This window comes from Leuconostoc suionicum (assembly GCF_001891125.1).
Classification (GTDB): domain Bacteria; phylum Bacillota; class Bacilli; order Lactobacillales; family Lactobacillaceae; genus Leuconostoc; species Leuconostoc suionicum.
In genome coordinates this window covers 313,680-325,711 of sequence record NZ_CP015247.1, presented here as the reverse complement: position 1 = coordinate 325,711, position 12,032 = coordinate 313,680, and the positions used below count along the sequence as shown (strand labels likewise).

Genomic DNA, 12,032 nt, shown 5'->3' with positions numbered 1-12,032 from the left:
TATACTGCCACTATATATTACTTGTCATCTGCTGGTTTTTCAGCATCGTCAGTAATTTTTTCACTTGTTTCTTCAACCTTATCAGCAGGTGTAATATCAGCCACAGTTGGCTTTTCAGTATCTACTGGATTGCTGATAGAACGAATGGCTGATAATTCATATGTTAAAATAACACCTTCAGCATCTAAATCAACAGTCTTTGCAGCGTTATCCACGCTATCAACAACTGCGTGCAAACCACCAATGGTAACAACTTTGCTACCTTTTTGCAAACTTTTTTGCATATTTTGTTGTTGTTCACGTTGCTTCTTTTGCTGACGTGACATAAACCAGAACATTGCCACAATAATTACTAATGGCAAAATCAAATTCAACGACATTCTAACTCCTACTTTCCTAAGCGAGTTTAGCTACGTGTTCCATTTCACGGTAACTTTTACTCATTTTGCTAATACTACTATTATACCAAACTTAGAATAATCGTGCATTAGGCTTATTATATCCATATTCTTCCATAACAGTTTCACGGAAAGCCAATAGTTCATCGTTTTCAATAGCAGTACGCATATCTTCCATGAATTGTAACAAGAAACGTAAATTATGTTCCGAGGCTAATTGCGCACCTAATAATTCATTTGCATTAAATAGGTGATGCAAATAAGAACGAGTTAATGTTTTAAAAGGATTATAGCCTGGTATATCGTATTGTGCTAAATTGCCAAATTGTTCCTTACGAATAGGGTTTGGTGAGTAATAACTCAAATCAGGATCTAATGGCGTGAAGTCATTCTTATATTTTGAATTTCGGATGACAACACGACCATAACGTGTCATCAACGTTCCCTTGCGTCCTATTCTAGTTGGCAACACACAATCAAACATATCAACACCGCGCATAACACCGTCTATTAATGAATCAGGTGCTGCCACGCCCATCAAGTAACGTGGCTTATCTTCTGGTAACAGTGGCATGGTGAAGTCCAGAACACGATTCATTTCAGCCTTAGATTCACCCACTGATAAACCGCCAACTGCGTATCCGGGTAAATCCATATCTACTAAGTTATTGGCCGATTCAGTTCGTAAAGCTTTAAAACCTGCTCCTTGAACAATACCAAATAAAGCTTGTGTATCCGTCTTCTTATGTGCTACTTTAGCTCGCTCAGCCCACCGCAGCGAACGTTGCATTGAATTCTTGATATAATCATAAGTTTCAAAATAAGGAATGGCTTCGTCTAATTGCATCATAACATCAGATCCAAGGTTGTTTTGAATCCGCATGGCTACTTCAGGTGATAGGAACATTCTGTCACCATTAACATGGTTCTGGAAAGTGACGCCTTCTTCTTTTAATTTACGTGCATCAGACAATGAAAAAACTTGAAATCCACCAGAATCAGTCAAGATAGCCTGATCCCAGCCCATATATTTATGTAAACCGCCTGCTTCAGCAATTAATTCATCTCCTGGACGCACCCATAGATGGTATGTATTGCTTAAAATGAATTGTGAGCCAATGTCTTTTAATTCACGCGTGCCCACACCCTTCACTGCACCTTGTGTGCCAACAGGCATAAACATCGGTGTTTCAAACGTACCGTGTGGCGTGTGAATACGACCTCGTCGAGCACCTGTATACTTTTCAGTATGAAGGTGTTCATACCATACTGCAGGATGTTTTTCATTTGCCATGTTTCTTCTCCATTTCTAGCAACGTATCGACCATTTCATGTTGAAATTACCACGAAAATGGTAATTTGATACTTTACTATTGTACGTGAAAAATCCGAACACTGTCAACTTAAACAACACCTCGGAACATGGTACCCCCCTCTTCTCTTTTTATTCATTTAACAAACGATTATGGGCGATTACTAACAACAAAGTTGCAATAACCATTGTGGCCGTGAGACAATACATTCCAAAAAAACCGATGAAATTGGCAACTACCCCCCACATAAAGGCCCCTAAGCCATAGGCGACATCCGTACCAGAGGAAAAAATTGCTGTAGCCCGACCGCGTTGTGCTGAGGAAACATTCTTCAAAACCACTGCATTCATCAACGGAATAAGCAACGCAAATCCAAATCCATTCAAGGCACCAGCCAAAACTAACCATTCCACTGTTGCACCAAAAGCAATCATAAAGTAGGCTGAGGCAATCATTAATATACCGGCTATTACTAACACATAAGATCTAAAGTATAGATATAACTTTGCAAACCAAACACGAACTAAAGCACCAATAATCGCCTGCATAGTAAAGCTAAACCCAACAATCGTCGCTGATAAATTTTTTTGCTCACCAAATTGGACTAAGAACGCTGTAACAGCAGCATTCGCAAAACAAACCACAAAAACAATTAGGCTTGGCACCCACACACTTCTTAGACGAATTAAATCAAGAAAGCCTGTATTCTCATCTGCTACATGCTTAGCTTTTTCAACATGAGTATAGTTGTCCTTAACGAAAAATGATAAAACAAAAGCTATACAAATCAATGACAAACTAAAATAGAAAAGTGATTGAAAACCAAAATTTTCAACAACAACTAGCCCTATTGCAGGACCAATGGCGGCCGGTAAAGTTTGCGATATACTAAAATACCCCAAACCAATTGATAACTTTTGCTTCGGTAACTTATCAGCTACCATAGTTGCAACCGACGTAGATTGAGTGCCATTACCAATTCCTTGTAACGCTCTTAAAACAATTAAACTAACAATTGTACTATAAAAAATCAACATAGAGAAATCAGCCATCAAAATTGCTAAACCAATAAAAATTAATTTTTTTCGACCGTATGTGTCCAGTAACTTGCCAACTGGAATTCGCGCACAAAGAGCAGCCAATCCCCAAATGCCGACAACTAATCCCGACATAATCGAATTACCACCTAGATGCGTTACATAAAGTGGCAACGTACCCATTTGGGTAGTGACTGCTGTCATAACCAAGAAGTTAATCATCATTAGAATGATAAAATCCTTGGTAAAAAGACGCTGATCAGTATCTCTGCTTTGAGTACCGACTGCGCCTTTTATTTTGTCCAAACTTTGTTGATTATTCTGCATCATGAATTTACCAATTCTGGATCTCCAAAATTTTTACCCGATAATCGTGCCAAAAATTGTTGAGTCCGCTTATCTTTTGGTGCATTAAATATTTCTTCTGGTGGGCCTTGCTCTACCACAACGCCACCTTCCATGTACAATACCCGATCTGCCACTTCATAAGCAAATTGCATTTCATGTGTGACGACAATCATCGTGTGCCCTTCTTGTGCCAACTCTTTCATAGCGGATAAAACTTCACCTACTAATTCAGGATCCAAAGCACTAGTCGGTTCATCAAACAATAATAGTTCTGGCTGCATTGCCATTGCTCGAGCAATCCCTGCACGCTGCTGTTGCCCACCAGAGAGTTGAACAGGATAATAATTTGCTCGGTCAGATAGCCCAACTCTATCTAGAGTTGACAACCCAATTTTTGTGGCTGCTTCGCGATCCATTTTTTTCACACGAATCAAACCTTCAATAACATTTTGCAATACCGTCATATTACCGAATAAAGCATGCCCTTGAAATACCATAGCTGTCTTTAAAATTAGGTCTCGTGTATTTTGACGATCTTTTACTGTAAAATCTTTTGTCACATCATCAATCTTAATCTGTCCTTTGTCTGCTTTTTCAAGTGTATTCAAACAGCGTAAGAAAGTTGTTTTACCAGAACCTGATGGGCCCAAGATAACAATAACTTCACCTTTATGCAGGGTTAGATCAATACCCTTTAAAATTTCATTTTGGTAAAAGGACTTGTGTACATCTTTAATTTCAATAAAACTCATTGCTTACCTCCTATTGTACAACAGTATTCTCTGATTTACCTTCAATAACGATATCACGTGCATTTTCTAATGCGGTTATTGCAATATCACGAACAGCTGCCTTCGTAAAATACGCAATGTGTGGTGTCAGTAATACATTCTCAAATTTATGAAGTGACTGGTAATAGGGATTTGTTGCAAATCCTTTCGTATCCTCATTTTCCAATGCGTCAAGTGCCAAACCTTGAAATTTCCCTTGCTGTAAGTGCGTTATCAATGCTGAAGTATCAACTATTTCACCTCGTGCTGTGTTGACTAATATGGCATTTTGTTTCATTAAACTAAGATTATCAAAATCAAACTTATGAAAAGTTTGTTTATTTAGCGGCACGTGAATACTTAACACATCGCTTTCGGCTAATAACTGTTTAAAATCCACAAATTCTATGCCTGATTCAATTAACTCTGGCTTAAGACTACGAGAATTCATCATTACCCGTGCACCCATGAATTTCAGCGTTTTAGCCACAAGACTGCCCAATCGACCAGCACCATATATGCCCACGGTCACTTCTGTCAGTTCTCTTCCCATAAACTCTTTTCGTTGTGTCGTTTCTGGGTTATCAAGATATCGCGGTAAATTACGTAACAACATAAGCACGCTCATCACTGTAAAATGCGATACGGATTCTGGCGAATAATCAGGAACATTAGTTATTGTCAGGTGATACTTTTCAGCAAATTCGAAATTAATATTATCATAACCTGTTGATTTGACAGAAATTTGTTTCATACCATTCTCTGCCAATCGAGAATATAAATTTTCGTCAGTTTGAAAAGATTTTCCTGGATAAAAAATAACAGCATCAAAATCGCGAGTTAAGTCAATGTTATCGTAGTCAATCGAAACAGGTAGCGTTTTAACAGCAATCTGTTGTGCGTCAGCCCATTCATCAATAATATTTTTTTCTACAGTTGAGACGTTAAAAAATAGTATTTTCATACGCTCGTCTCTCAAATTACTGGGGACTTGGTTTGTTTTGCCGCCGCTGCTGCCTCAGAAATTCTTTCAATGCCAGTTTTGATTTCGGATAATGTGGGCAACGTAAAGTTCAATCTAAAGTATTGCTCATATCCACTACCTGCTGCACTCATAATATTGCCTGGAATGACACCGATATGTCGCTGTTCCAATTCTTCATAAAAGACTTTAGTTGCTATATCGTCATTTAGTTTAACTGATATGAAATAACCACCATCTGGTACAACAAATTCCATATTATCATCAGACTTCTGGGCCAACGATGAAATCATTGTATCCATCTTTTCCTTATAAAGCTGGCGTAAGTAATCAATGTGTTCATTAAAGTCGTAATCGTCTATCAACTGACTGGCCAAATATTGCCAATATAAATTGGCAAACGAATCGGCAACTTGTTTCATCAAAACTAATTTTTCGAATACGACTTTTGGTGCTAATAAGTATCCCAAACGCGATCCTGGCGCTAATATTTTTGAAAAAGAACCTGCGTAAATGACATTACCCGTCTGATCAAATGATTTAATTTTTGGAATGGCTGTTTTTTCTGCATACAGCAAATCACCGTATGGATCATCCTCATAAATCATGACTTCATGTGCCTGACAAATATCATATACTTCTTGACGCTTTTCAAGTGGCATCGATGTGCCAATCGGATTCTGAAAAGTTGGGATTAGATACAACACTTTAATCCTATGCTCTGTGTCCGCTTCAAGAGTAGCTTTCAAGGCTGATGTATCAATACTTTCAGCAGCGAAATCAAACGGCAACCCTTGCACTGTGCCCCCGTAAGATTTAATCGCATTAACTGCGCCAACAAATGTTTGTTCTTCAGTTAGAACAATATCACCTTCATTCACAAATATTTTAAAAACTAAATCCATTCCTTGCGTCGAGCCAGAAGTAATCAAAACATCATTATTTTCAACATCTAAGGACTGGTATTTTGCTAACCTTTCTTTAATTTGTGTTCGCAACCTCGGAATTCCTTCGGTTTCACCATACTGCATAAAGTCAAATGCATGATCACGATAAACTTTTTCAGAAATTTTGGCCAACTTTTCAACAGGAAAAGCCTGATTGCTAGGATAACCATAAGTTAGTTTAATATAATCATCAGCCTCTTGAACATGTTTGGCTTGTTCCCGCAAAGGATTTGGGAGCAATCCTGCTACCCGTGTTGCAAATTCATAACGCTTTTCTGACATATTACGCAGTCTCCTTTAAAATTATTAATCGCTTATTGTACTGTAAAACGGTTTAAGAATGCTTTTGTTCGTTCTTCTTTCGGTGCTTCAAATATTTGTTGTGGCGTTCCTTCCTCCACAATCACGCCATCAGCCATAAAAATAACCCGATCACTCACTTCGTACGCAAATTGCATTTCATGTGTCACAACAATCATGGCTACACCAGCATCTTTAACTCCTTTCATGACTTTAAGCACTTCACCCACAAGTTCTGGGTCTAATGCTGCTGTTGGTTCATCAAACAGTAATACTGCTGGATGAACTGCCAATGCTCGTGCGATACCGATACGTTGTTTTTGTCCACCTGATAATTGTGCTGGGTAATAATCACCATGATCTGGTAACCCGACAGCCTCCAATAATTCAGCAGCACGCGCTTCAGCTTCTTTAACACTAAATCCATGAACAATAACCATTGGTTCCATGATATTTTGCTTTGCAGTTTTGTTTAAGAACAACGCATAGTTTTGAAATACCATCCCCATTTGTCGTCGTAACTGTAGAATATCATTTGCATTTGCTTGGCCAAACGTAACTTGCTCATCATTAACGGTTATTGATCCTGAATCGGCTGTTTCCAAAAAATTTAAGCAACGTAGGAAAGTTGTTTTTCCAGACCCAGATGGGCCTAGAATAGTCACTACCTCACCCTCATTTAAAGACAAGCTAACGCCCTTAATGACCTCATTATCGTTGAAACTTTTATGGACATCCTTAACTTCAATCATTATTACGCCCTCCTTGTCTTTTTATCCATACGTCCTTCTAATAGAACAGCGGCTCGTTCAATAACAATTGTCATTAACCAGTAAATAATTGCCGCAGCAATGTAGGCTTCAAAGTATTTATAGTTAGAACTAGCGGCTTGCGTTGCCGTTGAGAAAATTTCAACCACAGAAATTAATGATGCGATTGCTGTGCCCTTAATTAAGTTAATCAACATATTAATAATCATTGGTAAAGCGACTGGAAAAGCTTGGGGTATTAGCACACGACGAATTGTCTGCAAATTAGTCATACCAAGCGATCGTGCAGCGTCAAACTGAACAGTTTTCACTGACTCAAAAGCACCTCGAAAGGCCTCACTCAGACCAACCATTGCCATCAAGGATAACCCAATGATTGCTAAAAGGCTCATTGGTAAATCACCATAGTGCATATGCCATCCTAGTGCCTTAGCCACACGATTAAAGTTCTGGGATGTAACCATGAAGATAAGTAAAAAAACTAAAATCAAGGGAACGCCTTTAAGAATGGTAATCATGATAGTAAACAACTGTGATAACACCGGCACTTTATAGTGTCGTACTAGTGCGATGACTAATCCTAATAATCCGCCAATAATTAAGCTGACAAACGCCATGTAAATCGTGATGGGAATGTATGGAATTAATTTAACTACCACCTGAAATATAAATCCAATATCAAAGCTCATTGAAATCCTCCATTAATCCTTCGGCACGTAATCGCCCTTTAACCACTTATTACTCAACTTTTTAATTGTGCCATCCTTCTTCAACTCTTCCATTGCCTTGTTAACAGCCTTAACCAATTTTGGATCTGCTTTCTTATTAAACATTGGGTATGCATTAGAATGGTTGACAGCCTTTCCATAAACTAAGTTTGTTTTGAATTGACGATTCAACAAATCAATTGAATACTTAGGAGCTGGGTAAACGTTAAACTGGTTAGAATTGATTCCTTGCGCAATTTGCTCCATTGTATAGGTTCCACGTACAACTGAATACGCATTAGCATTTTTCTTCAAGTAAGCGTCTGTTAAAGTTGCTTGGTTCGTTGAATTAGTGACATAAAGTTTCTTTCCCTTGGCATCAGCAAATGAGTTCAAAACGCCGGTTGATTTCTTTGTAGCTAACAAGGTATCCCAGACAGTATAACCAACGCTTCCAAACTTAAAGTCTTGCTTTCGTTCTGTGTTCTGTTCGATCTGTTCCATAGCCATCGTCGTCTTACCACTCTTCAAGTTTGTAATTAACGTAGGAAAATCAGATAGTGTTAGCTTGAATTTATATTGTGGTAACTTTTTATCGATGGCTTGTATCAAAGCAATATCCATACCAACTGGTTTTCCGCTTTTATCTAAATAAGCAAATGGTTGGGCATCGTTACCAGAACCGACTTTAATTGTCTGCACTTTAGAAGATGATCCACTGCTTTTTCCATTATTGTGTAATAATACAACCGCAATAACTGCTATCACGACTACAATAATGCCAATCCATAGGCCCTTACTACGACTTGCTTTGTTCTGCATAATATTACTCCTCTAGTTCTCTTCTCATTTATCAACATCGTATGTTTATTTTAAGTTGTTTTTGGTGTCTCAATCACTGGTATTACAGGATTATTAGCCAAAATTGCTGTTTTGCGTGACGTAAAGTTACTGCGCTTTTCAATCCAGCGGAAGAATCTTTCTAAGATGAAACTTAAAATAACAAATATGATCATGGCACTAATGTAAGCCTCAACTGTATGAAAGGTTGCCGTACCCAATGCTTTGGCTTTACCAACAACATCTAATACACCGATTGTGAATGCCAATGATGTATCTTGTAGCAAGGAAATGACCATTGTCGCAAAACTGGGCACCGCAATAATGACTGCCTGCGGGAAAATAATTTTAAAATACATCTGACGCTTTGTGTAACCTGAAGTTAAAGCCGCTTCACGCTGGCTTGCTGGCACACTTTCCAGTGCGGCACGAATGATTTCTGAAAGAAAAGCCGCCATATTCAATCCGTATGTAATAAATAAATAGATCAATGGGCTGACATCGTCTGTGTTAATGCCCACATATCCCAGAAACATAGGCAGTCCATAATAAACTAAAAACATTTGTATCAAAATTGGTGTTCCTCTAATAAAAGAAGTAAAGACCACAGCAATTTGTTTAAATATCGGTGTATCTTCCATTTTGACAAATGCAATGCCTGCGCCGACAATTACGCCAATTATCGTTGATACTAGAGTAAGCAACAGCGTTGTCGGTAATGCTGACAATACATCAGGCAAATATTCCCATATAAGATGTGGTTGAAAAAGATTATTCATAAAACGCCTCCTACTTCATCGATGAAATTAAAATTACAAGAACCTAATAAAGAATAATATTTTTATACATTAATTTATAATGTTATTAACCGGTTAAATAACATTATTTTAATCATAAAATTATCTAGGTGTTAAAATACATCATACACGTTATAAATCAATTAAACAATAATTATGTTAAATTTGTTCACATTGCACAACTAAATTAAATACTTCCTATCTATTAGTTCTAAAAATTATTACCATTTGTTCGTATATTCATCTCAATTTGATATAAAAAAACTCAACCAATATCAATATTGGTTGAGTTTTTTTATATATTAATATAACGTTGTAAATTAAATGGCTTAATACGAAGATACTCATGTATCATTTCATGGTGAGAGCAAGTGACAGAGAACGAAGAGTGTTGAACTATAGTCATCCTTTCTATTCGCTCAGTGGCACACTAAATTTCAACACTTAACTTAAAAAAGGAAAAATAATGCTTTCAATATCAGACACACTACTCGTTATTGATTTTCAAAATGGCGTTTGTAAAGAGTCGCAGGATATTTTTAACACTCAAGAATGTGTGACTAGTATAAACAGTCATATTACGGCTTATCGACATGCACATAAACCAATTGTTCCATTCAGACAACACATGCCAATTCTTTCTATCACACTAAGCTAAGAAAAGTACTTAACGAAGACGATGTTCAAAGCATTAAAATATATGGTACTCAAACAGAATTTTGTGTTGACACCACAATCAAAATGGCACACGGTTTGGGCGGGCTATGAGTTGCAAATAAAAAAAGGACTTAGCACCACATTAGAAAATTACTACATGAACGCAAAACAAACTGTGCAATTGTATGAGAACATATGGAATAATCGCTTTTTGAGGCTGTTTTAAATACGCCAAAATAAACAAGCTTTTGATAATGAATCAGGAGACGAAAATTTTAGAAAGCAACAATACTATGAACCAGATAGATACCAAAAGTAGAACATTTCAATTGAGAGTAGCAGTGGCGATTATCGCCATTATTGTTTTCATAGTGAGCTTTAAACACATAAGGAAGACCTATGTTATGTTAAAAGTAATTAATTGACATTGGTTGATTAAATTAATAAATAACAGATATACGCTAAAACATAGACCAGCATTCGAAGCTCATAGATCATTTATTAAAAATTGATCCAACACTTACTTACAGTGTGCTTGTATATTATTTTTAATTTGAAATGCCCATATTACTACACGTTTACCAGAATAATAACAAAACCATGCTAACAATACTTCTATACCTATCACCACAAACCAAATAGTATTTAGGACCTTTAAAAACATACCTGGAAATAAAATTATAAATACTGTAGCTACAACTATAAACCCGCTAAGCATAACTAACCATACAAATATAGACAACCAAAATTTAAAGCCAAATGGCTTATTATCGTCTACATCAAATAGTTCATCAGCTAAGTTAATAATTAATCCCAAAAATTCCATAGTATTACTCACTTCATTTTCCGCAAATCAAAAACGACTTACATGCGTATTTATAATGTTTCCAATTTATTACGGCAATATTTTTCATAAGAAAAGGCGCTACATCAAGGTTTTTGAAACCTTATGCAACGCCATGAAATATACTAATAGCGCTAGAGGGAGTCGAACCCTCGATTTCGGCCTGAGAAGCCGACGTCTTAACCACTTGACCATAGCGCCATAACAAATATTAAGTATACCGAAAAAACCAGCTTCCGTCAATGGTTTTTGAGCACAAAAAAAGAGATTAGAAATTAAAACTAACCTCTTTTCTGAATTATGCCTTTTGTAGTACTTTTTCAGCTTCGAGCTTAACTTCATCAGAACTCATTTTTTCATAAGCCTTCAAGTGCTTCAAAGTTTCCAACGTGTTTTTGTTGCTTGTGTCCATATAATGGTTCCACAATGCATCGCGTAGTGGGGTTTTGTCCTCGCTCCAACTAAAGACTTCGCTCATTGGAAGATCCAATGTTTCAAATTTTTCATCAGCCATGTTTCGGCCCCCTTTTCTATACTTTAGTTATAGTTCTTATTTTCTATAATTGCAACCTTTTCAAAAATGTAAGCAAAACTTTACATTTAATGTAAAGTACGCTATACTATTTTTTGTTGAATAGCCAAACTATAGGAGGCATACTTTGATAAATCGTATTCAAGAACTAAGAAAATCACGTAAATTGACACAAGCAGAGCTTGCTTCTGAACTTGAAGTAACACGTCAAACTGTGATATCACTCGAAAAAGGTAAATATAATGCCTCTTTGTTTTTGGCACATCGAATTGCCGAGTTCTTTGACTTACCGATTGAAGATGTCTTTATTTTTGAGGGGGAGAAAAATGATTAATAAACTATTCGCATCACCAAAATCGGGAATAACTGACGACGAATATCGTGCAAAAATCAAATATCAAGTTAATTTTTTGACAATTGTTATTATATTGACTGTAGTTATTACAATGCTTTTAGCAAGCTTGCAAAAATCACCAGCTTCGCGAAGTTTTCTACGTGGATTTTCATCAGGTATACTTGACGGGGTATCGGTACCATAATTACATCTAGAATACTATTTCATAATCGTAAGTATCTACACAAAAGCAAAATAAAAGCAACAGACGAACGACTACAAGAAATTGCTCACCGCGCAAATACAGTAACTTTTATTATGTTACTAATTGTAAGTTATATTGCTATTTGCTGGGCAACTTTTTATTGGGACCGAAAAGCTGCATATCTATATCTCTTAATTGTCTTAATTTATTTGTTCAATAGTGGTGTGCGATATCTACTAAATAAAATATTA

14 protein-coding genes, 1 tRNA gene and 1 pseudogene are annotated in these 12,032 nt (G+C 36.7%); 3 read left to right on the top strand and 13 right to left on the bottom strand.

Features of this window, described 5'->3' with window-relative positions; translation table 11 throughout:
* Positions 1–17: 17 nt before the first annotated feature.
* The 10 genes from yajC to A6B45_RS01820 all read right to left on the bottom strand — a co-directional run bounded on the left by yajC (position 18) and on the right by A6B45_RS01820 (position 9,191).
* A complete protein-coding gene (yajC, locus tag A6B45_RS01865; RefSeq protein ID WP_011679240.1) occupies positions 18–380 on the bottom strand; it encodes a preprotein translocase subunit YajC in 363 nt (120 codons plus the stop codon).
* A 91-nt stretch (positions 381–471) separates the two neighbouring features.
* Positions 472–1,692 (bottom strand): tRNA guanosine(34) transglycosylase Tgt, encoded by a 1,221-nt coding sequence (gene tgt / locus A6B45_RS01860; RefSeq protein WP_011679239.1) that lies wholly within the window; start codon positions 1,690–1,692, stop codon positions 472–474.
* 150 nt (positions 1,693–1,842) lie between these two features.
* The gene (locus A6B45_RS01855) at positions 1,843–3,078 is read right to left on the bottom strand and encodes an MFS transporter (RefSeq protein ID WP_072613086.1); all 1,236 of its coding nucleotides are present in this window, start codon (positions 3,076–3,078) and stop codon (positions 1,843–1,845) included.
* Complete coding sequence (locus A6B45_RS01850) at positions 3,075–3,848, bottom strand: amino acid ABC transporter ATP-binding protein (protein ID WP_072613085.1); 774 nt, start codon at positions 3,846–3,848, stop codon at positions 3,075–3,077. The genes A6B45_RS01855 and A6B45_RS01850 overlap by 4 nt, the downstream gene beginning before the upstream one ends.
* Positions 3,849–3,858: 10 nt before the next feature.
* Positions 3,859–4,830, bottom strand: a complete 972-nt coding sequence (locus tag A6B45_RS01845) for an NAD(P)-dependent oxidoreductase (RefSeq protein WP_072613084.1) — start codon at positions 4,828–4,830, stop codon at positions 3,859–3,861.
* Between the two features lie 11 nt (positions 4,831–4,841).
* Positions 4,842–6,077, bottom strand: a complete 1,236-nt coding sequence (locus tag A6B45_RS01840) for an aminotransferase-like domain-containing protein (RefSeq protein WP_072613083.1) — start codon at positions 6,075–6,077, stop codon at positions 4,842–4,844.
* Between the two features lie 32 nt (positions 6,078–6,109).
* A complete protein-coding gene (locus A6B45_RS01835) occupies positions 6,110–6,847 on the bottom strand; it encodes an amino acid ABC transporter ATP-binding protein (protein WP_072613082.1) in 738 nt (245 codons plus the stop codon).
* A 2-nt stretch (positions 6,848–6,849) separates the two neighbouring features.
* The gene (locus A6B45_RS01830; RefSeq protein ID WP_025267755.1) at positions 6,850–7,554 is read right to left on the bottom strand and encodes an amino acid ABC transporter permease; all 705 of its coding nucleotides are present in this window, start codon (positions 7,552–7,554) and stop codon (positions 6,850–6,852) included.
* A gap of 12 nt (positions 7,555–7,566) precedes the next feature.
* A complete protein-coding gene (locus A6B45_RS01825; RefSeq protein WP_072613081.1) occupies positions 7,567–8,394 on the bottom strand; it encodes an amino acid ABC transporter substrate-binding protein in 828 nt (275 codons plus the stop codon).
* Between the two features lie 50 nt (positions 8,395–8,444).
* Positions 8,445–9,191: an amino acid ABC transporter permease gene (locus tag A6B45_RS01820; protein ID WP_072613080.1), complete on the bottom strand. Its 747-nt coding sequence runs from the start codon at positions 9,189–9,191 to the stop codon at positions 8,445–8,447.
* 484 nt (positions 9,192–9,675) lie between these two features.
* On the opposite strand from A6B45_RS01820, the pseudogene A6B45_RS10680 reads away from it, so the two are divergent.
* Positions 9,676–10,092: pseudogene (locus A6B45_RS10680) on the top strand (isochorismatase family protein).
* 294 nt (positions 10,093–10,386) lie between these two features.
* Here the strand turns inward: A6B45_RS10680 and A6B45_RS01810 are convergent.
* The 3 genes from A6B45_RS01810 to A6B45_RS01800 all read right to left on the bottom strand — a co-directional run bounded on the left by A6B45_RS01810 (position 10,387) and on the right by A6B45_RS01800 (position 11,224).
* Complete coding sequence (locus tag A6B45_RS01810; RefSeq protein ID WP_072613079.1) at positions 10,387–10,692, bottom strand: hypothetical protein; 306 nt, start codon at positions 10,690–10,692, stop codon at positions 10,387–10,389.
* A 147-nt stretch (positions 10,693–10,839) separates the two neighbouring features.
* A tRNA-Glu gene (locus A6B45_RS01805) sits at positions 10,840–10,911 on the bottom strand.
* A 97-nt stretch (positions 10,912–11,008) separates the two neighbouring features.
* Positions 11,009–11,224, bottom strand: coding sequence for a P8 family protein (locus tag A6B45_RS01800; RefSeq protein ID WP_072613078.1), 216 nt, complete (start codon positions 11,222–11,224; stop codon positions 11,009–11,011).
* A 145-nt stretch (positions 11,225–11,369) separates the two neighbouring features.
* Between A6B45_RS01800 and A6B45_RS01795 the strand changes: the two genes are divergently transcribed.
* Positions 11,370–11,576, top strand: coding sequence for a helix-turn-helix transcriptional regulator (locus A6B45_RS01795; protein WP_072613077.1), 207 nt, complete (start codon positions 11,370–11,372; stop codon positions 11,574–11,576).
* Positions 11,569–11,781, top strand: a complete 213-nt coding sequence (locus tag A6B45_RS10550; RefSeq protein WP_227005813.1) for a hypothetical protein — start codon at positions 11,569–11,571, stop codon at positions 11,779–11,781. The genes A6B45_RS01795 and A6B45_RS10550 overlap by 8 nt, the downstream gene beginning before the upstream one ends.
* Positions 11,782–12,032: the final 251 nt, after the last annotated feature.

Coding starts and splice junctions, on each gene's coding strand:
- A6B45_RS01855 (WP_072613086.1), bottom strand. CDS start 3,078: ATGATGCAGAATAATCAACAAAGTTTGGACAAAATAAAAGGCGCAGTC.
- A6B45_RS01830 (WP_025267755.1), bottom strand. CDS start 7,554: ATGAGCTTTGATATTGGATTTATATTTCAGGTGGTAGTTAAATTAATT.
- A6B45_RS01810 (WP_072613079.1), bottom strand. CDS start 10,692: ATGGAATTTTTGGGATTAATTATTAACTTAGCTGATGAACTATTTGAT.
- yajC (WP_011679240.1), bottom strand. CDS start 380: ATGTCGTTGAATTTGATTTTGCCATTAGTAATTATTGTGGCAATGTTC.
- A6B45_RS01840 (WP_072613083.1), bottom strand. CDS start 6,077: ATGTCAGAAAAGCGTTATGAATTTGCAACACGGGTAGCAGGATTGCTC.
- A6B45_RS01845 (WP_072613084.1), bottom strand. CDS start 4,830: ATGAAAATACTATTTTTTAACGTCTCAACTGTAGAAAAAAATATTATT.
- A6B45_RS10550 (WP_227005813.1), top strand. CDS start 11,569: ATGATTAATAAACTATTCGCATCACCAAAATCGGGAATAACTGACGAC.
- A6B45_RS01825 (WP_072613081.1), bottom strand. CDS start 8,394: ATGCAGAACAAAGCAAGTCGTAGTAAGGGCCTATGGATTGGCATTATT.
- A6B45_RS01800 (WP_072613078.1), bottom strand. CDS start 11,224: ATGGCTGATGAAAAATTTGAAACATTGGATCTTCCAATGAGCGAAGTC.
- A6B45_RS01835 (WP_072613082.1), bottom strand. CDS start 6,847: ATGATTGAAGTTAAGGATGTCCATAAAAGTTTCAACGATAATGAGGTC.
- tgt (WP_011679239.1), bottom strand. CDS start 1,692: ATGGCAAATGAAAAACATCCTGCAGTATGGTATGAACACCTTCATACT.
- A6B45_RS01820 (WP_072613080.1), bottom strand. CDS start 9,191: ATGAATAATCTTTTTCAACCACATCTTATATGGGAATATTTGCCTGAT.
- A6B45_RS01850 (WP_072613085.1), bottom strand. CDS start 3,848: ATGAGTTTTATTGAAATTAAAGATGTACACAAGTCCTTTTACCAAAAT.